General features: G+C 60.3%; 20 protein-coding genes. 9 read left to right on the top strand and 11 right to left on the bottom strand.

Annotation, left to right across the window (positions count from 1 at the left end; translation table 11 throughout):
* Positions 1-10 precede the first annotated feature (10 nt).
* The 3 genes from H8F21_RS21245 to pcaC are packed head-to-tail and all read left to right on the top strand — an operon-like array spanning position 11 to position 2,584.
* Positions 11-1,375, top strand: coding sequence for a 3-carboxy-cis,cis-muconate cycloisomerase (locus H8F21_RS21245; protein WP_203585265.1), 1,365 nt, complete (start codon positions 11-13; stop codon positions 1,373-1,375).
* Between the two features lie 11 nt (positions 1,376-1,386).
* Positions 1,387-2,178, top strand: a complete 792-nt coding sequence (pcaD, locus tag H8F21_RS21240) for a 3-oxoadipate enol-lactonase (protein WP_203585264.1) — start codon at positions 1,387-1,389, stop codon at positions 2,176-2,178.
* Positions 2,179-2,188: 10 nt separating this feature from the next.
* Positions 2,189-2,584, top strand: a complete 396-nt coding sequence (gene pcaC / locus H8F21_RS21235) for a 4-carboxymuconolactone decarboxylase (RefSeq protein ID WP_136474763.1) — start codon at positions 2,189-2,191, stop codon at positions 2,582-2,584.
* 37 nt (positions 2,585-2,621) lie between these two features.
* Here the strand turns inward: pcaC and H8F21_RS21230 are convergent, their stop codons facing one another.
* Positions 2,622-3,137: an Mpo1 family 2-hydroxy fatty acid dioxygenase gene (locus H8F21_RS21230; protein WP_203585263.1), complete on the bottom strand. Its 516-nt coding sequence runs from the start codon at positions 3,135-3,137 to the stop codon at positions 2,622-2,624.
* Between the two features lie 90 nt (positions 3,138-3,227).
* Between H8F21_RS21230 and H8F21_RS21225 the strand changes: the two genes are divergently transcribed.
* A complete protein-coding gene (locus tag H8F21_RS21225) occupies positions 3,228-3,935 on the top strand; it encodes a Crp/Fnr family transcriptional regulator (RefSeq protein ID WP_203585262.1) in 708 nt (235 codons plus the stop codon).
* On the opposite strand, the gene H8F21_RS21220 is transcribed toward H8F21_RS21225, so the two are convergent.
* Genes H8F21_RS21220 through H8F21_RS21210 form a run of 3 tightly spaced genes read right to left on the bottom strand, consistent with a single transcriptional unit; the run spans position 3,907 to position 7,934 of the window.
* Positions 3,907-5,508: an arylsulfatase gene (locus H8F21_RS21220; protein WP_203585261.1), complete on the bottom strand. Its 1,602-nt coding sequence runs from the start codon at positions 5,506-5,508 to the stop codon at positions 3,907-3,909. The genes H8F21_RS21225 and H8F21_RS21220 overlap by 29 nt on opposite strands.
* A 9-nt stretch (positions 5,509-5,517) precedes the next feature.
* Positions 5,518-6,342: an ABC transporter ATP-binding protein gene (locus H8F21_RS21215; protein ID WP_203478131.1), complete on the bottom strand. Its 825-nt coding sequence runs from the start codon at positions 6,340-6,342 to the stop codon at positions 5,518-5,520.
* On the bottom strand, positions 6,339-7,934 hold the full coding sequence (locus H8F21_RS21210) for an ABC transporter permease (RefSeq protein WP_203585260.1): 1,596 nt from the start codon (positions 7,932-7,934) through the stop codon (positions 6,339-6,341). The genes H8F21_RS21215 and H8F21_RS21210 overlap by 4 nt, the downstream gene beginning before the upstream one ends.
* A gap of 279 nt (positions 7,935-8,213) precedes the next feature.
* Between H8F21_RS21210 and H8F21_RS21205 the strand changes: the two genes are divergently transcribed.
* Positions 8,214-9,260 (top strand): ABC transporter substrate-binding protein, encoded by a 1,047-nt coding sequence (locus tag H8F21_RS21205; RefSeq protein WP_203478119.1) that lies wholly within the window; start codon positions 8,214-8,216, stop codon positions 9,258-9,260.
* Here H8F21_RS21205 and H8F21_RS21200 read toward each other — a convergent pair.
* Entirely contained in the window at positions 9,217-10,143 is a 927-nt protein-coding gene (locus H8F21_RS21200) for a LysR family transcriptional regulator (RefSeq protein WP_203478107.1), read from the bottom strand. The two genes, H8F21_RS21205 and H8F21_RS21200, sit on opposite strands and share 44 nt — an antisense overlap.
* 182 nt (positions 10,144-10,325) lie before the next feature.
* On the opposite strand from H8F21_RS21200, the gene H8F21_RS21195 reads away from it, so the two are divergent.
* Complete coding sequence (locus H8F21_RS21195; RefSeq protein WP_203585259.1) at positions 10,326-11,225, top strand: TauD/TfdA dioxygenase family protein; 900 nt, start codon at positions 10,326-10,328, stop codon at positions 11,223-11,225.
* A gap of 1,053 nt (positions 11,226-12,278) precedes the next feature.
* On the opposite strand, the gene H8F21_RS21190 is transcribed toward H8F21_RS21195, so the two are convergent.
* The 3 genes from H8F21_RS21190 to H8F21_RS21180 are packed head-to-tail and all read right to left on the bottom strand — an operon-like array spanning position 12,279 to position 18,037.
* Positions 12,279-13,733 (bottom strand): AdeC/AdeK/OprM family multidrug efflux complex outer membrane factor, encoded by a 1,455-nt coding sequence (locus H8F21_RS21190; protein WP_203585258.1) that lies wholly within the window; start codon positions 13,731-13,733, stop codon positions 12,279-12,281.
* Complete coding sequence (locus H8F21_RS21185) at positions 13,730-16,882, bottom strand: efflux RND transporter permease subunit (protein WP_203478098.1); 3,153 nt, start codon at positions 16,880-16,882, stop codon at positions 13,730-13,732. Before H8F21_RS21185 ends, H8F21_RS21190 begins: the two co-directional genes overlap by 4 nt.
* Positions 16,883-16,885: 3 nt before the next feature.
* Positions 16,886-18,037 carry an efflux RND transporter periplasmic adaptor subunit gene (locus tag H8F21_RS21180; RefSeq protein WP_203478096.1) on the bottom strand — a complete coding sequence of 384 codons (1,152 nt, stop codon included), beginning with the start codon at positions 18,035-18,037 and terminating at the stop codon, positions 16,886-16,888.
* A 260-nt stretch (positions 18,038-18,297) separates the two neighbouring features.
* Between H8F21_RS21180 and H8F21_RS21175 the strand changes: the two genes are divergently transcribed.
* Complete coding sequence (locus H8F21_RS21175) at positions 18,298-18,930, top strand: TetR family transcriptional regulator (RefSeq protein ID WP_203478094.1); 633 nt, start codon at positions 18,298-18,300, stop codon at positions 18,928-18,930.
* A gap of 49 nt (positions 18,931-18,979) precedes the next feature.
* Here H8F21_RS21175 and H8F21_RS21170 read toward each other — a convergent pair whose 3' ends face one another.
* Positions 18,980-20,437 carry an MDR family MFS transporter gene (locus H8F21_RS21170; RefSeq protein ID WP_328824387.1) on the bottom strand — a complete coding sequence of 486 codons (1,458 nt, stop codon included), beginning with the start codon at positions 20,435-20,437 and terminating at the stop codon, positions 18,980-18,982.
* A 375-nt stretch (positions 20,438-20,812) separates the two neighbouring features.
* A complete protein-coding gene (locus H8F21_RS21165; RefSeq protein ID WP_203585257.1) occupies positions 20,813-21,721 on the bottom strand; it encodes a LysR family transcriptional regulator in 909 nt (302 codons plus the stop codon).
* Positions 21,722-21,827: 106 nt separating this feature from the next.
* Between H8F21_RS21165 and H8F21_RS21160 the strand changes: the two genes are divergently transcribed.
* Positions 21,828-22,712: an MBL fold metallo-hydrolase gene (locus H8F21_RS21160; RefSeq protein WP_203585256.1), complete on the top strand. Its 885-nt coding sequence runs from the start codon at positions 21,828-21,830 to the stop codon at positions 22,710-22,712.
* A gap of 30 nt (positions 22,713-22,742) precedes the next feature.
* Entirely contained in the window at positions 22,743-23,357 is a 615-nt protein-coding gene (locus tag H8F21_RS21155) for an NAD(P)-dependent oxidoreductase (RefSeq protein ID WP_203585255.1), read from the top strand.
* Here the strand turns inward: H8F21_RS21155 and H8F21_RS21150 are convergent.
* Positions 23,351-24,238: a LysR substrate-binding domain-containing protein gene (locus H8F21_RS21150; protein WP_203585254.1), complete on the bottom strand. Its 888-nt coding sequence runs from the start codon at positions 24,236-24,238 to the stop codon at positions 23,351-23,353. The genes H8F21_RS21155 and H8F21_RS21150 overlap by 7 nt on opposite strands.
* Between the last annotated feature and the right edge of the window lie 45 nt (positions 24,239-24,283).

The raw sequence follows: 24,283 nt of genomic DNA, 5'->3' as shown, positions 1-24,283 counted from the left end.
GGACTTGTAGATGAACCTGCGACCGGGCAATCAGCTGTTCGATGCCTACTTCACCGCAACCGACATGCGTGAGGTCTTTTCCGATCAGGGTCGAGTGCAGGGCATGCTCGATTTTGAAGCTGCCCTGGCCCGCGCCGAAGCGGCTGTAGGGGTCATTCCGCAACTGGCAGTGGCACCAATCGAGGCTGCCTGTCAGGCCGAGCGCTACGATTTTGTCGCGTTGGCCGAGGCCATTGCTACGGCCGGCAACTCGGCAATTCCATTGGTCAAGGCGCTGGGCAAGGTCATTGCCAGCGATGTCGCCGAGGCCGAGCGCTATGTGCATCTGGGTGCCACCAGTCAGGATGCAATGGATAGCGGGTTGGTCCTGCAACTGCGCCAGGCGCTGGCGCTGATCGAGCGAGACCTGCAGCGCCTCGGCGAATCCTTGGCGTTGCAGGCAGCGGCGCATGCTGATACGCCCCTGGCCGGACGCACCTGGTTGCAACATGCAACGCCGGTCACCCTGGGCATGAAAATCGCCGGGTGGCTGGGGGCCTTGACCCGTCATCGCCAACGCTTGCAGGAGCTCAAGCCACGTTTGCTCACGGTGCAGTTCGGGGGTGCTTCCGGCACCTTGGCGGCGCTTGGCGACAACGCTTTGCCGGTAGCCGAGGAACTGGCTCGACAGCTGGATCTGCAACTACCGGAGCAGCCGTGGCACACCCAGCGCGATCGTTTGGTGGAGTTTGCCTCGGTGCTCGGCCTGATCGCCGGCAGCCTGGGCAAGATGGGGCGCGACATCAGCCTGCTGATGCAGACAGAAGCGGCCGAGGTGTTCGAACCTTCGGCGCCGGGCAAAGGTGGTTCCTCGACCATGCCGCATAAACGTAACCCGGTGGGTGCCGCGGTGCTTATTGGTGCTGCAACGCGGGTGCCGGGCCTGGTGTCCACGTTGTTTGCCGCCATGCCGCAGGAGCACGAACGCAGCCTGGGCTTGTGGCACGCCGAATGGGAAACCCTGCCGGACATTTGTTGCCTGGTCTCGGGTGCATTGCGCCAGGCACAGATCATTGCCGATGGGTTGCAAGTGGATGCCGCGCGCATGCGCCACAACCTCGACCTGACCCAAGGGCTGGTGCTGGCCGAGGCTGTCAGTATTGTCCTGGCGCAACGCCTGGGGCGCGATACCGCCCACCATTTGCTGGAAACCTGCTGCAAGCGTGCAGTAGCTGAACAGCGCCACCTGCGCGCCGTCCTCGGCGACGATCCACAGGTGAGCGCAGAGCTTGGCGCAGACGAACTTGATCGTTTGCTTGATCCGGCCCACTACCTTGGCCAGGCACGTACCTGGGTCGAGCGAACGTTGGCCGAACATCACCGTTTCAATGCTTGAAGGAGGCTGCAGTGGCACAGGTACAACTCGCCGATGGCGCACTAAATTATCAACTCGACGGTCCCGAGGGCGCACCGGTGTTGGTGCTATCCAACTCCCTGGGCACCGACCTGCACATGTGGGATACCCAGGTGCCGGCCTTTGCCGCGCATTTTCGCGTATTGCGCTACGACACCCGTGGTCATGGCGGCTCGCTGATTACCGAAGGGCCCTACAGCATCGAGCAATTGGGTCAGGATGTACTGGCGCTGCTCGACGCCTTGAACATCGACCGTGCGCATTTCTGCGGCCTGTCCATGGGCGGTTTGATCGGGCAATGGTTGGGGATTAATGCTGGTGAGCGCCTTGACCGGTTGATCGTCTGCAACACGGCGGCCAAGATCGGCTCGCCGGACACCTGGAATCCGCGTATCGAAATGGTCTTGCGCGACGGCAAGCAAGCCATGGTCGGCTTGCGTGACGCCTCCATCGAGCGCTGGTTCACGCCCGCCTACTCATCGAGCAATGCCGATCAGGCCAAGCGCATCACCGATATGCTCGCCGCCACCTCGCCGCTAGGTTATGCGGCCAACTGCGGGGCGGTACGTGATGCCGATTTCCGTGATCGTCTGGGCGAGATCAACGTACCGTTGCTGGTGATTTCCGGCAGCCATGATGCCGTCACACCGCCTGCGGGCGGGTTATTCATCCAAGAGAATGTGCAGGGTGCCGAGTACGCCGAGTTCCATGCTGCGCATTTGTCCAATGTCGAAGTCGGCGAGCCGTTCAGCCGTCGGGTAATCGATTTTCTGCTGGCCCGCTGAGGAGCGTTTCGTGGACGAAAAACAACGCTATGAAGAAGGCATGAAGGTGCGTCGTGCGGTGCTTGGCGACGCCCATGTCGATCGCAGCCTGAACAACCTGACGGACTTCAACGGCGAGTTCCAGGAAATGATCACTCGCCACGCCTGGGGAGATATCTGGACTCGCCCGGGTCTGCCACGGCACACCCGCAGCCTGATCACCATTGCCATGCTGATCGGCATGAACCGCAATGACGAGCTCAAGCTGCACCTGCGCGCCGCCGCCAGCAATGGCGTTACCCGCGAGGAGATCAAGGAAGTGTTGATGCAGAGCGCAATCTACTGCGGTATTCCTGCGGCCAACGCGACCTTCCACCTGGCTGAGTCAGTGTGGGATGAATTGGGCGTCGAGTCGCGAGCCGAATAACGCTCACACATCCCCCGGGAGCGGGGCAAACCCGCTCCTACCGGCCAGGCACCAGCGCCACCGGCCCGGCATTGTTTTCGATGGCCTGTTTCAACTCCGGCCGCATTCCCAGCACAAATGCCAGCTCGGCGACCACGAACAATGGCCCGACGATCAGGCCACTGAGGTCATCCACGAAGGCCGGCTTGCGGCCTTCATAGTGATGCCCGACAAACTGGATTATCCAACCGAGCACAAACAGCCCCAGCCCGGCACTCAACCAGACCACGGTGCTCTGCTGCGCCAGCATCTGGCCGGCCCACAGGCACAAGCCCAGCAGCAATGCCATGATCAGACCGAACTGTTGATCCAGGCGCAGGTAGAACCAGCCTGTCAGCAAGGCCACCAGCAAGGCGGGCGACAGCCACACGCCCGCCATGTCCAGGCCAGGCCGCGACAGCAGCACTGTTACGGCGACCACGATCATCGGGATGCCGACGAAATGGGTGGCGATATTGCGCGGGTCACGGTGGTAGGCAGCATACTGGCTGAGGTATTCAACGAGGTTTTTCATTATTGTTCCTCCTGAAGGGTGAGATGAGCATGCCCTGCACACATTCCGACTGTCTGTCGCCTAGCCGACAGAGTTGACCTTCGAGGCGTTATGAGCACCGATCCCACGTGGTACCAGTGCATGATCCAAGGCCACTGGTTCAAGCACCTGCCCTTATCCCTTCAGGATAGCCTGCTGCGGTCGGCCCGCCTGCGAGCGCTGGCTCCGGGGCAGGTGCTGTTCCAGCGCGGTGATGCACCGTGCGGGTTATACGCGGTGCTGTCTGGCAGCATGCGCGTGGGCGCGGTCAGCAGCGAGGGCAAGGAGGCCCTGTTGACCTTGGTGGAGGCACCGCAATGGTTTGGGGAGATAAGCTTGTTCGACGGTCAGCCACGCACCCATGATGCCCAGGCTGAAGGCGGGGTGAATCTGCTCTGGATACCGCAGGCGGCGCTGCTTGCCTTGCTGGCGCAGCAACCTGGGTATTGGCGCGATTTTGCCTTGCTGATGAGCCAGAAGTTGCGCCTGGTGTTTGTCGCACTGGAGCAGCAAAGCCTGTTGGCCGCCGCACCACGCGTGGCCCTCCGGTTGCTGCAGATCGCCGCAGGTTACGGCGAAATGAATGACAGCCGGCGAGTATTGCAGCTGTCACAGGAGCAACTGGCGCTGATGCTGTCGCTGTCGCGCCAGACCACCAACCAGATCCTTAAGTCGTTGCAACAGGACGGGGCGCTGCGGCTGGGGTATGGCGAGATCGAAATTCTCGACCCCGCCCGTCTGCAGGCCTTGGCTAGTCCGGCTGGAACGGTGATTCGCTAAGAATGACCCCGGTTTCCTCGACGTACTTCTGCCACTGTTCCAGCAGCGCCTCGAGCTTGGCCGGTTGTGCCAGGGCCAGGTCGTCGATCTCTCCCGGGTCGTTGTTCAGGTCGTACAACTGCCAGGTGGCCGGGCCCACCGGACCAGGAATGTACACGGCTTTCCATTGACCTTGGCGGATCGCCCGGCGGCCGAACAGCTCCCAGCCGGTGACGGTGTGCTCATCGTGTACCTGTTCGGTTTCACCTGACAGGTAGCCGAGCCATGACTTGCCGCGCAGTGCAGCGACATCGCGTCCATGCCAACGCGTACCGGGATGACGAACGCCGGCGAGGTCGAGCAGGGTCGGGGTGATGTCCATCACCGTGCTGAACTGATGGCTGATTTGCCCCTGGCGTGACAGCGCCGGGTAGTGCACCAGTGCAGGAACCCGGATACCACCCTCACTGGTGAAGGCCTTGTACAGACGTGATGGGGCAGTTGCCGCCTGCGCCCATTGCGGGCCGTACCAAACATAGGAATTGGCGCGCCCGATGTTATCCAGGCTGTTGTCGTAATGCTGATCCAAATAGCTGGCCAGGTGTGGTCCGAATTTTGGGAAGGCTTCAAGCAGTGCGCCTTCTGCGCCATTGTCGGACATGAACAGCACCAGGGTGTTGTCCAACTGCCCCTGATTGCGCAGGTAATCCAGTACCCGGCCAATGTTCCAGTCCATGCGCTCGACCATCGCCGCGTACACCTCCATGGACCGCGCCGAGCGTTGGCGCTGTTCATCGCTGAGCTTCTCCCAGTGATCGTCCACCGGGTGGGCACGGGTGTCGGCCTTGATCAGACCGAGCTGACGCAGTTTTTCCAGACGTTCCTGGCGCAGTACCGCAGGACCTGCATCGTAGCGGCCTTTGTAGCGGGCAACCACTTCGGCGGGCGCCTGTAATGGCCAGTGCGGAGCGGAGAAGGGCAAGTAGGCGAAGAAAGGTCGGCTCTGGTCGCGTTCCTTGAGGTAGTGCAGCAATTTGTCGCCAAAGGCGTCGGAAGAGTAGAAGTCCTCGGGCAATTGTTCGACGAAGGTCTGGTCCTCGATATACAGCGCCGGGGTGGATTTAAGCAGGCGCGGCGTTTGCTCATCATAGGTCGGCTCAAAACCGTAGTGGTTGGCTGCACCCGGCAGCAGCGCGAAGGAACGCTCGAAACCGCGGGCGTGCGGCGCCAGCTCGGCTTTGAGGCCCAGGTGCCACTTGCCACTCATCAGCGTCTGGTAGCCCGCTTCGCGCAGCAGCTCCGGCAGGGCCACCACTCGATCATTGAGATAGCCCTCGTAACCCGGTTTGCCGATCAGCTCTGGGGTCAGGGCTTCGGCCATGGTGCCGATACCGGCAATATGGTGGTCGGTGCCGGTAAGCAGCATCGAGCGGGTGGGCGAGCAGGTTGGCGCCGTGTGGAAGTCGGTCAGGCGCAGGCCGGCATTGGCCAGGGTGTCCAGATTCGGCGTGGCGATTTCACCGCCGAAGGCGCCGAGGTCGGAGAATCCCAGGTCATCGGCAACGATGACCAGAAAGTTGGGGCGTTGGCTCATGGTTGGTTCTCAATAGGCTAGGTAGGAAAGGGGCAGGTTGTGGATGTGTATAGGTGCTGGCGGCAAGTAGCGGTCGTCTGCCGTCAGTTCATGCAGCAGCGCTTCGCGCAGGCGATGAAACTCATAACTGGATCGTTGGCGTGGGTGCGGCAGGTCGACGCTGTTGATGCGTTTGATACGTCCCGGACGTGGCTCCAGCACCACCACCCGGTCGGCCAGGAACAGCGCCTCTTCGACATCGTGGGTGACCAGCAAGGTGGTGATACGGGAGCGTTCGCGGATCGCCAACAGCTCTTCCTGCATCTGTTGACGAGTGAGCGCATCCAGGGCGCCGAAAGGTTCATCGAGCAGCAGGATGCGCGGGCTGGCAACCAGGCCACGGGCGATCGCCACGCGTTGGGCCATCCCCCCGGAAAGCTGGTGCGGATAGGCCAGGCTGAAGTCTTGCAGGCCAACCAGGGCAATGTATTCGGCGATCCGCTGCTCGCGTTCGGGACCTGGCAGGGAGTGATTGACCAGGCCCAAGGCAATGTTTTCGCGCACCGTCAGCCAAGGGAACAATCGATGCTCCTGAAACACGATGCCGCGCTCGCTGCCTATTCCATTTAGGGCCTGGCCGTCGATCAGGATCTGCCCCTGATAATCGTCGTCCAGGCCGATCAGCAGACGCAGCAGGGTGGACTTTCCGCAGCCGCTGGCGCCGACAATGGCCACGAACTCGCCGTCGGCGATCTGCAGGTTGAAGTCTCGGATGGCCTCAAGCTCTCCACCTGCTACGGCGAAGTGTTTCCCGACCTGATTGAAACTGACTAAAGCGGGGGCAATGGCATTCATGCTCGTCTCCAGCGCGTGGCGCGCGATTCGATGTGTTGACCGAGAGCGCCCAACAGCGCGCCGGTGAGGCCGACCAGAAGCATGCCGGCCATGATCAGGTCCATGCGCAGCAGTTGCTGGGCGCCGATCATCAGGCTGCCGATACCGCCACCGGAGGGCATGAAGTATTCGGCACCGATGGTGCCCAGCCAGGCATAGATCAGGCCCACACGCAGGCCAGCGAAGATCCCCGGTGCCGCCCCAGGCAGTACCAGGCGCATCAGCTGTTGCGGCAAATTCAGGTGCAGCACCCGCGCCGCTTCGTCCAGTTGTGGTGAACGGTTGGCAACGCTACGCTGGGTGGCGATGAACAAGGGAAAGAACGCTGCCAGGCCGACAAATACCCATTTGGCCGGCTCTCCAAGACCGAACCAGGCGGTGAGCAATGGCACCCAGGCGAAGATCGCGATCTGCCGCAGGCCGGCAAGGCTGGGCCCGAGCAGGCGTTCGGCGCGGTGCGACAAACCCAACCACAGGCCCAGGGCAAAACCGAGGCCGCCACCGAGCACCAATCCCGCCAGGGCGCGCCCGACACTTACCGCCAGGGCCGCCGTGAGGGTGCCGTCCACGACACCCTTCCAGGCCGTGCCCAGCACCTGCAGCGGTGCCACCAGAATATTACTGTCGACCCATTGCCACTGATTGGCCAACTGCCAGATGAGCAGGAGCGTCAGCGGTAGCAACAGGGCTTGCAGGCGTTCACTGCCCTGCAGAGGTTGGACCCGCAGTTCGGCGCCGGGTGGATGCGGCCAATACACTAGGCGCCGATCCAGCCAGCCGAGGCCACGGTCCATGCCAAAACCAATCAGGCCGATAACTGCGATGCAGACAAAAACGATGTCGAGCATGAACAATTGCCGCGCCCACACCATCAAATAGCCGATGCCCTCGCTGGAGGCGAGCAGCTCAACGGCCAACAGCGAAGACCACCCGGTGGCGAGCGCCAGGCGTACCCCGGCGAGAAAAGCTGGCAACGCGGCGGGCAGGATCAACCGGGTGATCATTAACCGGCGCGGCAGTTTGAGTACCGCAGCTGCTTCGCGCAGGCGGGGTTGCGCGTCACGCACGCCTACCAGAGTATGCAGGGTCACCGGCACGATGATCGCCTTGACCAGCACCACCAGCTTGAGCAACTCGCCAATGCCGAACAGCACCATGAACAATGGCACCCAGGCCAATGTCGGGATCTGCGCAAGGGCATTGAACGTCGGCAGTACCAAGCGCTCGGCACGACGACTGAAACCCAACCAGGCACCCAGCAGTGCTCCGCAGCTGACGCCTGCCAGCAAAGCGATCAGCAGGCGTTGCAGGCTTATAGCCAAATGCGCCCACAGCTCACCATGGGCCAGTTCCTGAGCACTCTGCCAGACCAGGCTCGGGGCTGGCAGGATTTGTTCGCTCATCCACAGGTTGCGACTGGCCAGCCACCACAGCGCAGCCAGACCCAGAGGCAAATACCAGGCCTGCAGACGCGTCCAGTACGCGCTGCCCAAGCCACGCCCCCGCGTCGCCGGTGCAGGCAGGGATAGGCTGGAAAGTGATGCTCGGGCCATGGGCGAACCTCCGTGGATTGGCTATGTTCATATTCCTTTCGGGTATATTTTTTTTAAAATAAATTCGAATAGGCGATAAGAGAGAGCATTTAAAGCAGGCCAAAACGCGCAGATCCAATGCCTTGAAGGCATATTTTTTTTGTCTGTCATGCATGGCCAAGGAAAGGCCCGGCAGTGCTTGTTTATGTTATTAAGTTATTAAAATGTAATTTATTAGTATTTATTTGATCTTTGCAGTTGTGCGTAGCGTGGACGCATCACTACAAGGAGTCGTCCGCCATGAACCTGTCGATCAATCGTGTTTTCAGTTTGTTTGCCGCTCCCGCCCTGGCTGCGGTGGTGGGTTGGCTACCGCCACTGGCGCAGGCCGTTGAGGTCCGCGAAATACGCATCGCCGTACCCGATCTGAGTGCAGGTACCCAGCATTCAGGAGGTGGAATTACCGATGTGTTGCGCACCCAGCAACTGCTGGAAAAAGCCTTCGCTGACGACGGCATCAAGATCCAGTGGAACTACTTCAAGGGGGCGGGACCGGTTATCAACGAAGCCTTTGCCAATGGCCAGGTCGACTTCGCCTACTTGGGCGACCTGGCTGCGATCATCGGCAAAGCCAACGGCGTAGACACGCGTTTGCTGGCTTCTACCGGGCGTGGCATCAAGCACTACCTGGGGGTTTCACCGGGTAGTGGCATCAAGACCCTGCAGGACCTCAAGGGCAAACGCGTGGCAATTTTTCGCGGCACCGCCAGCCAGTTGTCCTTCGATGCCGCCCTGGCTAGCCAGGGCCTGAGCGAGAAGGACTTCAAGATCATCAACCTTGATTTCAATGCCTCGGTTGCCGCCTTGGCGGCCAGGCAAATAGACGCCACCTGGGGCCTGTCTGGCTTGACCGCGCTACAGGAACGCGGGCTCGCCGAGCTGCCGCTCAACACCAGGGACTTGGGCGGTGCGGGGAGTATCCAGGCTGTTCTGGTGGGCTCCGGTGCCTTCGTCGATGCTCACCCGCAACTGGTTCAGCGCTTGCTCGTGGCCCAGCAGCAGGCGGTGCAGTGGTTGAGTGATGAGAACAACAAGCAGGCCTACATTGAGCTGGTTTCGGGGCTGGCGAGCTATCCGCCGGTTATCCTGCAACGTGACTTGCAGGACGAGGCGCTTGAGTTCACCTTCCGCTCCAGCCTCGATCAACCCTTTCTCGACCAGCTTCAAGCCTCTGTCGATCTAGCCGCTGCCCAGCGGCTGATCCGCAAGCCATTCCAGGTGAGCCAGTGGCTGGCCCCCCAGGCTATCCGGCCAGTCCCTGTAGCGCAGGTTGCTGATCGAGGCTGATCAAGGTGTCGATCATTGCCCGCGCCGCTGGCGACAGGCGATAACCGCTGCGGCTGACAATGCCGCAGCGGGCATTGAGGCTGTCGAGGTTGGCCGGCAGATTGCGCCAGTGCAGGCGCACCAGACGGCCCTGCTGGATTTCTTCGGCAAAGGCTTCCTCGGTGCCGATGCCGATGGCATCGCTGTCTAGCACCCGTCTCACCAGAGTCGGTAGGTGCTCGGTGAGTAACTGCGGGGTGAAGTCTGTCTTGCCGCTGAGGTTGGCCAGCAGCTTGCGCACCCCTGGCGGAATCAGCGTAGTGGCTAACGGGTAATCGAACATATCGTTGGTCGATACGCTGTCTTTGGCCAGCAATGGGTGCCCCGGACGGCAGAAAAACAAGCCGCGGCGGGCGGTCAATGGCAAGGTCTGGAAGTTCGGGTCAGCCTCGAACTGGCGGATATCGGCAATGAAAAATTCGATTTCCTCTCGATTCAGCGCGCGACTGAGTTTCTCCCAGTTGTCCACCTCAAGGCGGGTTTGCACTTTTGGGTGGGCCTTGAGAAACCGAGCCAATGCCTGAGGCACCAGGTTCACAGCCGGTGCCGGCCCGCAGCCGAAGTGCAACTCACCAGCATCGAGTTTGGTCATCTGCAGCACTTCGCAACTCAATTGCGCAGCACCCTGGACCAGACGCAAAGCGTGCTGCAATACCACCTGGCCTTCGGGCGTGGGGCGCAACTCCTTGTTGCCGCGATCAACCAGCACACAACCAAACTCGTGTTCCAGGCCTTGGATGCTGCGGCTGAAGGCGGGTTGAGTGATGCCCATGGCATCTGCCGCGCGGACAAAACTGCGGTGTTCAGTAAGGGCGATGAAGTAACGCAGTTGGCGAAGATCCATATGCTTTCCCGGCATTCCAAAAATACGGCGAAGGTATTTGCCGCCACGAAGCCTCAGGTTTTAAATGCAAGCTCTTATTCCGTCAATGAAGCAATTGAATATCTGTTAGAGCTTATTTGCATATTGATAGCGCAAGTGTTTCGCCGGGATTTTTCCGAAAGCAGCCAGATGAGGGTCGTACCATGAGCAATGCCGCACACGCCGTAGCAGCCATCAACCCTGTGTTGGATATTCATCCGGTCGCCGGACGCATCGGCGTCGAGATACGCGGGGTGCAGCTGAGCGCCGACCTGGAACCCGCGGTGATCGACGCGATTCAGGCCGCGCTGGTGGAGCACAAGGTGATCTTCTTCCGTGCTCAGCATCAACTTGACGATCAGGGCCAGGAAGCCTTTGCCCATTTGCTTGGCGAGCCGATCGCGCACCCTACCGTGCCAGTACGCGAAGGCACGCGTTTTCTCCTGGAGCTGGACAGTGAGCGCCGGGCCAATTCGTGGCACACCGACGTGACCTTCGTCGATGCCTATCCCAAGGCGTCAATCCTGCGTTCGGTGGTTGCGCCGCAAGCGGGAGGAGACACGGTGTGGGCCAACACTGCGACTGCCTATCAAGATCTTCCCGCCGAACTCAAAGCCCTGGCCGATCAACTGTGGGCAGTGCACAGCAATGAGTACGATTACGCAGCGGCCAAGCCGAATGTCACGCTGGAGCAGCAGGAAAACTATCGTCGTATCTTCACCTCGACCGTCTACGAAACCGAGCACCCGGTGGTGCGCGTACACCCGGTCAGCGGCGAAAAGCACTTGCTGCTTGGGCACTTCGTCAAACGCCTGAGAGGCTATTCGCAGTTCGACTCCACGCACCTGTTCAACCTGCTGCAAAGCCATGTCACGCGCTTGGAAAACACCGTGCGCTGGCGCTGGCAGGCGGGTGATGTGGCGATCTGGGACAACCGCGCTACCCAGCATTACGCGGTGGATGACTATGGCAGCCAGAACCGGGTAGTGCGCCGTGTGACCTTGCAGGGTGATGTGCCGGTGGGTGTCGCGGGGCAGCGTAGTCGCACCCTTCGCGGGGCGTAAGGATCGCCCGGCATACGTACCGCAGGTGCAGGGGGCAGCGGGAATAAAAAGGTTCTTCACTGAATCCTGTGGGGATGATCTTGGGGCTGGGCTGGGCTGGGCTGGGCTGGGCTGGGCTGGGCTGGGATTTGAGTCTGCGAGCTTATCCATTCAATGCGGCGCCGCTGTTGGCCAATTGCGTAGTCAGTGACACATACGGCCAGGTGCTGATCCATTGGCATGGGCGGTTTGGAGTCACCTTTGCGCCCTTACGGCGCATTCCTTTTGTCTTGGCAAAAGGAATCAAAACCGTCTGTCCCTGCATCCGGCCCTGCGCTGCGCTCCGGGTCCCCTCATTCCACCCTTGCTCCCGTCGGGACCGCACCGAAGGGCCGTCCTGGCCCTACGGTGCTCGCAGGCCATCCATGGCCTGCACCCGACTACGCAATACCTACACTCAGCCTACTGAAGGGACGATCCAGGTGTCTGAACTGGCGATGTGCGAAAAACTAGATCAACATCAAAAGCGCCACACCAGCGCCTCGCTGTTGCCGTTGCCGTTGCCGTTGCCGTTGCCGTGCTTCTCCCTACACAAATCGTGCAAACGCCACAAATCGTCCCTTCAGCAGGCCGAATGGAACCCTTGCGTAGTGGGGCGACGGCCATGGATGGCCGGCGAGCGCCGCAGGGCCAGGACGGCCCTTCGGCGCGGTCCCCACGGGAGCAAGGGTGGAATGAGGGAACCCGGAGCGCAGCGTAGGGCCGAATGCAGGGACAAGGGATTTTGCCCACTTTTGCCCCGACAAAAGTGGGTCGCCGTAAAGGCGAAACCAGCCAGTGGTGCCACCACATCAAACGGATATGCCCATCGACACACGAGCCACATTCCGGTACTTACCCGCGAAAGACCAACTGAGTAACTGGTGACCGTAGGGTCGGCAGCGGCGCCGCATTGAATAGATAAGCTCGCAGCCTCAAACCCAACCACCTACCCAGAAACTATAGTTCCCGGAACTCCCTGAAGAACCATAAAAAAGCCCACCGCTGGGGTGGGCTTGATTACGCAACAGATACTCAGCTTTTCGACGAGTCGATCGCCGCGTGCTGCTGGGCCTGAGCGGTTTGCTCGTTCCAGCCGCCACCAAGGGCCTTGTACAGGTTGACCTCACTGATCAGTTGCGACAGACGATCGCTGATCAACGCCTGTTGGGTGTTGAACAGCTGGCGCTGTGCATCGAGGAAAGTCAGGTTGCTGTCGACACCGATACGGTAGCGACGCTCAGCCAGACGGTAGTAGTCCTGGTTGGCGGCGACCAGATCGCGCTGAGCCTGCAACTGATCGTTGAAGGTACGGCGCGCCGCGAGACCATCAGACACTTCCTGGAAAGCGGTCTGGATGGTTTTCTCGTACTTGGCGATGTTGATGTCTTTCTGGATCTTCGAGTAGTCGAGGCTGGCACGCAAGGCACCGGCGTTGAAGATCGGCAGATTGATCTGCGGCTGGAACAGCCAGGTCCCGGAGCCACCCTTGAACAAACCGTCCATGTCTGGGCTCAGGGTACCGGCATTGGCGGTCAGGCTGATGCTCGGGAAGAACGCTGCACGGGCGGCGCCGATGTTGGCATTGGCGGCCTTGAGCAGGTGTTCGGCTTCCTGGATGTCCGGACGACGTTGCAGCAGATCGGACGGCAAGCCTGCGGGCACTTCGGCCAACACGTCGCTGTCCAGGTTTTGTGCTGCAGGCAGATCGGCTGGCAGGCTGGTACCGATCAGTACTGCCAGGCTGTTCGCATCCTGGGCAACCAGGCGTTGGTACTGGGCCAGCTTGACGCGGGCGCCTTCGACCGAGGTGCGTGCCTGACTCAGGTCCAGGGCCGACGCTACACCGACCTCATTGCTGCGCAGGGTTAGTGCGTAGCTCTGCTCGTAGGTCTTGAGGGTTTCTTCGGTCAGCTTCAGCAAGGCCTGGTCGGCCTGCCAGGTGAAGTAGGCGTTGGCGACGCTGGCAACCAGAGCGATCTGGGTGGAGCGGCGAGCCTCTTCACTGGACAGGTAGATTTCCAGTTGCTGTTCAGTGAGGCTGCGAACCCGACCGAACAGGTCGAGTTCATAGGCGCTTACACCGAGCGTGGCCGAATACGAACTGGTGATCTCCGAATCGCCAGTCTGCGTCATGTTGCCGGGCATCCGCTGGCGGCTGCCGCTGCCATTGGCGCTGACTGCCGGGAACAGGTCGGCGCGCTGGATGCGGTACTGGGCCCGGTAGGCATCGATGTTCAGCGCCGCGACCTTGAGGTCGCGGTTGTTGACCAGCGAGGTCTGGATCAGTTGCTGCAGCGCCGGGTCATTGAAAAACTGACGCCAGCCCTGTTCGGCAGCCGCCACATTCGCCGACTCGGTCGGTGAATACGCAGGGCCTTGCGGCCACTGCGCTGCCACCGGCGATTCCGGGGTCTGGTAATCAGGGATCAGCGAGCAGCCGCCAAGTATGAAAGCGGTTACCGCCAGGGACAAAAGGGACTTACTCATTGCCCAGCCTCGTAGCGTGGAGTTTCAGGTTTGGCGTCTTCTTCAGGTTTCTTGCTGCTGAACATCGACGACACAGTTACAAAGAACAGCGGTACCCAGAAGATCGCCAGTACGGTGGCCGTCAGCATCCCGCCGATTACCCCGGTACCGATAGCGTGCTGGCTGCCCGAGCCTGCACCGGTGGAGATAGCCAACGGTACCACGCCGAGAATGAACGCCAGCGACGTCATGATGATCGGCCGCAGACGCATCCGGCAGGCTTCGATCGCCGCATCGGCAAGGCTTCGACCCTGCTCATGCAGTTCCTTGGCGAACTCCACGATCAGAATCGCGTTCTTCGCTGCCAGACCGATGGTGGTCAATAGACCCACCTGGAAGTACACGTCGTTGGACAGACCGCGCAGGCTGGTGGCCAGCAGCGCACCAATGACCCCCAGGGGTACTACGAGCATGACCGCGATTGGAATCGACCAGCTTTCATACAGCGCAGCCAGACATAGGAATACCATTAGCAGCGACAGCGCATACAAGGCTGGCGCCTGGGAACCCGACAGGCGTTCCTCGTACGACAGGCCGGTCCAGGAGTAGCCGATGCCCTTTGGCAGTTGCGCGGCAATGCGCTCAACTTCAAGCATGGCTTCACCGGTACTGTAGCCAGGGGCCGGGGCACCGAGAATTTCCATCGCCTCTACACCGTTGTAGCGCGCAAGTTTCGGCGGACCGTAGATCCATTCGCCTTTGGCGAATGAGGAAAACGGCACCATCTCGCCGACGGCATTGCGCACATACCACTTCTGCAGGTCTTCCGGGCTCATGCGCGATGCCGACTCACCCTGGATGTAGACCTTCTTGACCCGACCGCGGTCGATAAAGTCGTTGACGTAGCTAGCACCCAAGGCAATCGACAGGGTGTTGTTGATCTCGGCAATGGTCACGCCCAGGGCGCTGGCGCGTTCGTCGTCGACGGTCAACTGGTACTGCGGTTCATCGTTCAGGCCGTTTGGACGCACAGCAGAGAGAATCTTGCTTTGTGCCGCCATGCCGAGGAACTGGTTGCGCGCTTCCATCAGCTTTTCGTGTCCGACGCCGGCACGGTCCTGAAGGAACACGTCGAAGCCCGTGGCGTTACCCAACTCAAGTACTGCAGGCGGGGCAAAGGCGAACACCATGGCGTCGCGGAACGTGAAGAAGTGCTGCTGGGCGCGGGCCGCCAGATTGAACACGTTGTTCTCGGCGGAGCGCTCTTCCCATGGCTTGAGCATGATGAAGGCCATGCCCGAGCTTTGGCCGCGACCGGCAAAGTTGAAGCCGTTCACCGTGAACACCGAGGCAACCGTATCGGCTTCCTTGTCCAGCAGGTAGGCGCGCATCTCGTCGATCACCACCTGGGTACGTTCGGCACTGGAGCCCGCCGGCGTTTGCACCTGGGCAAACAGTACGCCTTGGTCTTCCTCGGGAAGGAAGGCCGTCGGGATACGGGTGAACAGCCAGATCATGCCGACCATGATCAGCAGGTAGGCCAGCAGGTACGGTGCCTTGTTTCGCAGGATGTTGCCTACGCCACGTTCATAGCTCTCTACGCTGCGGTCGAAGTTGCGGTTGAACCAGCCGAAGAAACCGCGTTTGGCGACATGATGCTCACCCTTGGCGACTGGCTTGAGCATGGTCGCGCACAGGGCTGGGGTAAAGATCAAGGCAACCAGCACCGAGAGTGCCATAGCAGACACGATGGTGATCGAGAACTGCTTGTAGATCACCCCGGTAGAACCACTGAAGAACGCCATCGGCAGCAGTACGGCGGAAAGCACCATGGCGATACCAACCAGGGCCCCCTGGATCTGGCCCATGGACTTTTTCGTCGCTTCCTTGGGTGACAGGCCTTCTTCGGCCATTACCCGTTCGACGTTCTCCACCACAACAATGGCATCGTCCACCAGCAAGCCGATGGCAAGCACCATGCCGAACATGGTCAGGGTGTTGATACTGAAGCCTGCGGCAGCAAGGATGCCGAAGGTGCCGAGCAGTACCACGGGTACCGTCATGGTGGTGATGATGGTGGCGCGGAAGTTCTGCAGGAACAGGTACATCACCAGGAACACCAGCACGATCGCTTCGATCAGGGTATGGATTACCCCGCTGATCGATTCGGTCACCACTGGCGTGGTGTCATACGGGAACACCGCCTTCATGCCTTCCGGGAAGAACGGTTCCAGCTCGCTGATGGTCTTGCGCAGGGCCTTGGCAGTGTCCAGGGCGTTGGCACCGGTTGCCAGCTTGACCGCCAGGCCCGAGGCCGGCTTGCCGTTGAACTGGGCGCTGACGGCGTAGTTCTCACCGCCAAGACCGACTTCAGCTACGTCTTTGAGACGCACCTGCGAGCCGTCGCGATTGACCTTGAGCAGGATGTTTTCAAACTGCTCGGCAGTCTGCAGACGGGTCTTGCCGATGATGGTGGCGTTGAGCTGGGTACCCGGCAGGGCCGGCAGGCCGCCAAGCTGGCCAGAGGAAATCTGGACGTTCTGCGCCGATACCGCGGTGCGCACATCGACCGGAGTCAGCTGGTACTTGTTCAGCTTGGCCGGATCCAGCCAGATACGCATGGCGTACTGGGCACCGAACACCTGGAAGTCACCGACACCGGCGGTCCGCGAGATAGGGTCCTGCATGTTGGAGACGATGTAGTTGGCCAAGTCGTCCTTGGTCATGCTGCCGTCTTCAGATACCAGACCGATTACCAGAAGGAAGTTTTTCACTGCCTTGGTAACACGGATACCTTGCTGCTGAACCTCTTGCGGCAGCAGTGGCGTTGCCAGGTTCAGCTTGTTCTGCACCTGAACCTGAGCGGTATCGGAGTTGGTCCCCTGTTCGAAGGTCGCGGTAATGGTCATGGTGCCGTCGGAGTTACTCTCCGACGAGACATACCGCAGGTTGTCGATACCGTTGAGCTGCTGCTCGATAACCTGAACCACGGTGTCCTGCACGGTTTGCGCCGAGGCGCCCGGGTAGGTCACGGAGATCGCCACAGCCGGTGGAGCGATGCTGGGGTACTGGTTGATTGGCAACTTCAGGATCGCCAACGCACCGACCAGCATGATCACCAAAGCGATCACCCAGGCAAAGATCGGGCGATCGATAAAAAATCTCGACATGGTTTACTCCCCTTTGGCCCCTGCAGTCGTTGCTTTGGCCTGGGTTGGCTGGGCAGGCTTGACGTTGGTCGCTTCGCTGACCTTGACCTCATCGCCTGGCTTGACGAACTGCAAGCCTTCGGTGATCAGGCGGTCGCCGGCGTTCAGGCCTTTGGCGATCAACCAGTCGCTACCAACGGTACGGCTGGCTTCAAGCTGACGCAGCTCAACCTTGTTTTCCTTATTGACTACAAGCGCGGTTGGCTGGCCCTTGAGGTCGCGGGTTACACCCTGTTGTGGCGCGAGGATGGCTTGAGCGTTAACCCCAGCCTTCAGGCGCGCATGAACGAACATGCCTGGCAGCAGGTTATGCTCAGGGTTCGGGAACACTGCACGCAGCGTCACCGAACCGGTGGTTGGATCGACCGAGACTTCGGAGAACTCCAGGCGACCTTCCTGGCGGTAGGTGCTGCCGTCTTCCAGGGTCAGGGTGACCTTGGCCGCGTTATCGCCAATTTTCTGCAACTGGCCGCTTTCCAGCTCGCGGCGCAGCTTGAGCAACTCGGCCGAGGATTGGGTGACGTCGACGTAGATCGGATCAAGTTGCTGGATCACCGCCATCGCGTCCGCCTGGCCATTGTTGACCAGTGCACCTTCAGTCACCGAGGAACGGCCAATGCGACCGCTCAGTGGTGCCAGGACCTTGGTATAGCGCAAGTCGATCTGGGCGCTGCGCAGTGCTGCTTCAGCTTGCAAACGTTTGGCTTGTGCGTCGTCGTATTCCTGACGGCTCACCGCTTGTTCGGCTACCAGCTGCTTGTAGCGCTCGGACAGCGAACGGGTCGATTGCAAGTTGGCTTGGGCGCTGGCCAGGGTCGCTTCGTACACCGAAGGGTCGATCTGGTACAGCTGCTGGCCTTCCTTGACCTCGCTGCCTTCTTTGAACAGGCGTTTGAGAATGATGCCGTTGACCTGTGGGCGAACTTCGGCGATGCGGTACGCAGTGGTGCGCCCCGGCAGGTCGGAGGTCAGGGTATAGGCTTGAGTCTGGAGAGTAACGATGCCGACCTGAGGAACTTGCGCAACAGGCGCAGCCTCTTCCTTTTTACAGCCGCTGAGCAGTGTTGCCAGGGCGACGGCGGATACCAGAGCGGTAACAGCTGGCTTGAATTGCATGAAGATCCTCGGGTCGCAAGAGCTGAAGACGCTCAAGAATAATGGAAAGGGGGCGCTATGAAATAAATTTGTCTATATGGATTAATAGCTTGCTAAGGAATATACTTACATTCATGGTTGTTTGTAAATACCTTGCGCGTGATGCCAGTGGCTGTCGCAAGCCTTGAAATTAATACTCCGGTAACGCCCAACAGAGGTTGATCCGGCGCAGCTCCCAGGTGCCTATAGACGTATCTGGGTCTTGATGAGGTGGTGATGCCATGGTCCGTCGAACCAAAGAGGAAGCTCAGGAAACCCGCGCGCAAATTCTCGAAGCTGCGGAAAAAGCCTTCTACAAGCGCGGGGTAGCGCGTACCACTCTCGCCGATATCGCCAAGTTGGCCGGGGTGACTCGCGGCGCTATCTACTGGCATTTCAACGACAAGGCGGAACTGGTCGAAGCCATGCTGGAAAGCCTGCACGAGCCCTTGGACGCCTTGGCTCGGGCCAGTGAAAGCGAAGATGAAGTTGATCCTCTGGGCTGCATGCGCAAGCTTCTCGTGCAATTGATGCATCAGATGGTGCTCGACCCGAAAACCCGCCGTATCAACGAAATTCTCCATCATAAATGTGAATTTACCGATGATATGTGCGAAATCCGCCAGCAACGGCAGACGTCGACCTTCGAATGTCATGCCAACATCGCGTTATCACTGGCCAATGCAGTCAGGCGTGGGCAATTGCCCGCTGATATGAACCCGGAGCGCGCTGCGCTGGCGATCTATGCCTATATAGATGGCTTGATACGCCGCTGGCTGCTGTTACCGGAAAGCTTCGACCTGTTGGGTGACGCTGAGCTTTGGGTCGATACCGGGTTGGATATGCTGCGCTTGAGCCCCTCGTTGCGCAAATAAGACTTTGTGAAGGTTTGTGATCAATTGTTGCGGTCAACTTCATAAAGTCCTACATGCGGCCGCGTAATTGTCTGTCAGGCAAAGCCAGCGCGGCGGTTAATCCGAGTAGCGACACTGTTGCACTACCAAGCAGCAGTTGACGGAAGGTCAGCAGCAATTCGGCTTGCAGGGTCGCACTTGGGCCTGCGGCTTTAAGGCTTCCGAGCAGCGCGTCACCGGCGAGGCTCAGACCTCCCTGTTGCAGCATCGCCAGCAGCAGCGCCGACATACACGCAACCCCCATTGCTCCCCCCAGGGAGCGAAACAGGTTGCTGGTGCTGGTCGCTACGCCGATATCCTTTGGTTCTACTGCGCTCTGGGCCGCGACCAGCGAGGTTGGGAACTGCAGGCCCGATGCAATTCCGGTCAGTAGCATGAACACACCGCTGAGCCAGACAGCTTCTGGTGCCGTATAGGCCATGCCGACGATGGCAAACGGCATGAGCAGCGCGCCACCGAGGATCTGCGGTTTGTAGCGACCGGTAAAACTGGTCAGGCGTCCGCCGCAGTAGGCACCGATCGGCAGGCCAATAGCCAGTGGCAGCAGGTGCAATGCGGCGCTGTCGGCACCCGCACCGGTGATGCTCTGGTAGCGCAGGGGCATCAGCATCGTCAGGGAAATAGCCTGAAAACTGGTGAAGAACAGGGTGCACCAACACAGGGTAGCCACTCGGTTGGCGAATAGTTTCAGCGGCAGCAGCGGCTCTTGCGTACGGCGCTCATGCAGGACGAAAGCCAGTAATCCGACGAGGGCGCAGAGCAGCAGAGCGCTGACTGCTGGTGAGTACCAGGGCTGGCCCTGGCCGATCAGGGTGATGCCCAGCAACAAGCTGCTCAGCCCGAAGATCAGCAACGCAGCCCCCATGTAATCGACCTGAACCTGGCGCTGCGGCACCGCCAGGGTTCGCAGCGCGCGGCGGGTCACCCACCATGCCGCCAGTCCCAGCGGCAGGTTCAACCAGAATACCCAGCGCCACGACAAATATTCGGTCAAATAACCACCCAGCACCGGGCCCAGGACGCTGGCCAGGGCATACATACTGCTGAAGTAACCCTGATAGCGACCCCGTTCCCGTGGGGGCACGAAGTCGCCAATGATCGCCTGGCTCACCGAGACCATGCCGCCGGCGCCGATACCCTGGAGTACCCGCGCCAACACCAGTTGCTCCATATTCTGGGCCAGGGCACAGAACAGCGATGCGAGGGTAAACAGCGCGGTGCCGGTAAGAATCATCCGGCGCCTGCCGTACAGATCACCCAGCTTGCCGTAGATCGGCACAGCCACGGTCATGGCTACCATATAGCCGGAAATCACCCAGGCAAGCAGGCCGACATCATTAAATTGGGCGGAGATCGCCGGCATCGACACGGCGACGATGGTCTGGTCCAGGGCACCCAGGAAAATCGCCAGCATCAGCGCTACCAGCACGCTTCGCAGGACCGGTTGCGGGGTATTGAGTTGCGTCACAGGCCAGCTCGAAAGGCAGGGTTATCCCACAGGCTTGAGCTGCGGGAGCAAGTGCTGCCCAGTGTACTCGATAGCTTGCTAAGCGTCTGCCGCGAAGCGCGTGCCACTCTTCACATCTTCTGCCCAGGGCTATCTGAGCGCGCTCAAGGTGGCGGTGTGGGGTACGCAATGGGCCAGGCTGCAACTGGCTGCCGAATACGGCTGGTGACGGGCCTGTTCAACCCGAAAAGCGGCTGCGGCATAGAGCCCCAGCACTGCTGCGATAGCGCAAATGACAGCGCATCTTCTGGACTTGAGGGTCATGACGCTCACCTCCTTTCAGTCGCACACAAGTGCTACCTAAAGCATAGGCCAGCTTTGCCTGGGCTGCCCGTATCAGGGCAGGTCGCGGTCCCATTGTGGTTCGGCGGTGAAGCGCTCGGCGAGGAAGTCGAGCATGCTGCGCAGCGTTGCAGGCATGTGCTTGCGTGAGGTGTAGACCGCATTGAGATTGAGTTCACGCGGGCGGGCGTGGGGCAGCAGGCGCATCAGTTCACCGCTGCGCAAGGCGGCTGCGGCCTGGTAGGTGGGCAGCATGGCAATGCCGACGCCGGTCAGTGCCGCGCGTTGCAAGGTCATCGCTTCATTGGCGCTGATATTGCCCTGCACTGGCACCGCGACGGCTTCGCCCTGTACGTCGAAGTGCCAGAGGCTACGGCCGAAGTAGGAGTGGGTGAGGCAGTTGTGCTGACTCAGGTCCTGTACCTGCAAGGGGGTGGGATGGGTGCGCAAGTAGGCAGGGGATGCGCAGATGACCGAGCGGCACACAGTCAGGCGTCGGGCAATCAGGTAGGGGTCCAGATCGTTGCTTGTGCGGATCGCCAGATCGATGCGCTCATCCACCAAGTTGACCGTGCGATCGAGCATTTGCAGGTCGATCTTTACCCCTGGATAGCGTTTGACGTATTCGGCCACGGCATCGACCAGCTGTGCCTGGCCAAATGAGGTGCTGACGCTGATGCGCAATTCACCGCGTGGCGCCTCGTCCGGGGTGCTGACGGCCGCTTGCAAGTCGCCAGCCAGTTCCAGCATCTGGCGGCAGCGCGGCAAGGTTTCCTGGCCGGCGGCAGTCAGGCTCAAGCGCCGGGTTGTGCGTTGCATCAAGCGCGCACCTACCCAGTCTTCAAGTTCTGCCAGGTAGCGAGAAACAACCGGGCGTGACAGGTCCAGGTGATCGGCAGCCGCCGATTGGCTGCCCAGATCCACGACACTGACGAAGACCCGCATTGCGTTCAGACGATCCATTATTTGCCCGGTTTTAGAAACAAACTATGTCAAAGCATCGCATTTTTTGTATTGGTTTGTGCAACTAAGCTGTTGCCCACTGCCTCTTCTTACGGGATCTACCTTGATGCGTCGTTCATTCTCCTTGTGTGGGCTGCTACTGGCCTGTGTCACCTTCGGTGTCCTGGCCCAGCCCCATGCCGCTGAGCAGCCGCTGCTCCTGGACGTCTACAACCCAGGCGCTGACGCATTGTTTCCGGTCAGCTCGGTGATTGTCAGTGCCAAGCACGACGCCATTCTGGTCGATGCCCAGTTCGGTAAGACACAGGCCGAACAGGTCCTGACCAAGCTTCGCACCGGTGGCAAAAACCTCACCACTATCTATATCAGCCACGGTGATCCGGATTACTACCTCGGCTTGCAGACGCTTACCGATGCCTATCCGCAGGCCAAGGTTGTGGCCTCCGCGGCCACTGTGGCGCATATCAAGCAGACCATGGACGCCAAATTGGCGTACTGGGGGCCGCAGATGGGCACCGACAAACCCGCGCGGTTAGTCGTGCCGCAAGTGCTTGAAGGCAATCAGTTGATGCTCGAAGGCCAGCCACTGCAAGTGCTTGGCCTGGATGGCCCGCAGCCGGATCGCAGTTTTGTCTGGATTCCTTCGATCAAGGCGGTAGTCGGTGGGGTAGTGGTGGCAGACAACCTGCATGTGTGGATGGCCGACACCCAGTCGGCACAGTCCCACAAGGATTGGCTTACAACACTCCAGCGCATCCAATTGCTCAAGCCGCAGGTCGTGGTGCCTGGTCATTACCTGGGCCAGCCCGGCAGGTCGCTTGAAGCGGTCAACTTCACCGCGGATTACATCCGTGCCTTTGACGAAGAAACCGCCAAGGCGGGTAACGCCGCAGAGCTGATTGCTGCGATGAAAAAACGCTACCCGGGCCTGGGTGAAGAAAGTTCGCTGGAGCTCGGCGCCAAGGTCGCCAAGGACGAAATGAAGTGGTAAGTGACATTCAACTCTGACTGGAGATTTTCCATGAGCAAGATCGCAATCATTGGTGCAACGGGTCGTGCCGGTAGCCAATTACTGGAAGAAGCCCTGCGACGGGGACACAGCGTTACCGCGATCGCACGCAACCCGGCCCGGTTGCAGGGGCGTGAAGGGGTTACCACCCTGGCCCTGGATGTCACTGACACGGCTGCAATGGAGCGCGCCCTGGTTGGCCAGGACGTGGTCCTCAGTGCTGTGCATTTTTCCGCCATCAAGCCACAGGCCATCATCGAGCCGGTGAAAAAGGCCGGGGTCAAACGGCTGTTGGTAGTGGGTGGGGCAGGTAGCCTGTTGCTGCCATCGGGCCACAAGGTTATCGACAGTCCAGATTTTCCCGAAGCGTACAAGGCCGAAGCCACGGCCGGTGGGCACTACCTCGATACCCTGCGTCAGGAAAAAGAGTTGGACTGGACCTTCCTTTCGCCATCGGCGGAGTTCGTCGAAGCCGCGCGAGCCGCCCACTATCGTGTCGGCAAGGATCATCTGCTGATCGCTGCCGACGGTAAAAGCTGGATCAGCTTTGCCGACTACGCCATCGCTATGCTTGATGAAGTGGAAAAACCCGCTCACTCGCGCCAGCGTTTCACCGTCGGTTACTGAGGCGTCCGGGCCTGGGACTGCTCGCACAACCAGTCGAGCAGTTCCAGCAAGGCTGTCGAGGTCGAGCCTTGTGGTCGCACCAGGTAGTAGGCCTGACCGGTAGCGACCTTGAGCGGGAACGGCGTAACCAGCCGGCCACAGCTCAGATCATCACCGATCAGCGACCAATCGCCGATAGCTACGCCAGTGCCTTGTGAGGCCATGGACATGGCCATGTCCAAGGTTTCGAAATGCTGGACTTTGCCTTGCCGGGACAGATGTGCACCTGCTGCTGCGAGCCAGGTGTTCCAGTCACGCTGGTCACGTGTCGGGTGCAGCAGCATGTGGTGTTCAAGGTCCGCCAACTGCTGCAAGGGCAAAGGCCCCGCGAGCAATTGCGGCGCGCACACAGGCGTGAGTTGTTCGTCGAACAGCTTAAGGGTGTGCAAGCCATGATTGGGCGCAGCACCGTAGACCACGGCCGCATCGAACATTTCGCGACGAAAGTCCATACCATGCTGCACGGTGGTGGTCAACTCTACCGGCACATCCGGGCGTAGCGCTTGCCATTCCATCAAGCGCGGCAGCAGCCAGCGCATGACACAGGTGGGCGCCTTAAGCTGCAACGTGGTGCTGCGAGCCCCCACTTGCTGCACACCTTCCTCGATCAAGGCGAAAACCTGTTGCACCCGTGGCAACCAATCATGACCTTCGCGGGTCAGGCTCAAGCCTCGGGCCTGGCGCAGGAATAGGGCATAGCCAAGATGATCTTCCAGGCCCGCGATCTGCCGGCTCACTGCCCCCTGGGTAATGTGCAGCAGTTGCGCCGCACGGGTGAAGTTGCAGCACTGGGCAGTGACCAGAAAGGTATGCAGGGCCGGCAGCGGCGGCAGGCGTTTCATGAGAACTCAGCCATGATCTGTAGACATGGCTAGTATGAGCTTTTT

Origin of the sequence: Pseudomonas arcuscaelestis (assembly GCF_016881005.1) — a bacterium.
GTDB lineage: Bacteria > Pseudomonadota > Gammaproteobacteria > Pseudomonadales > Pseudomonadaceae > Aquipseudomonas > Aquipseudomonas arcuscaelestis.
This window is presented reverse-complemented; position numbering and strand designations above follow the sequence as displayed.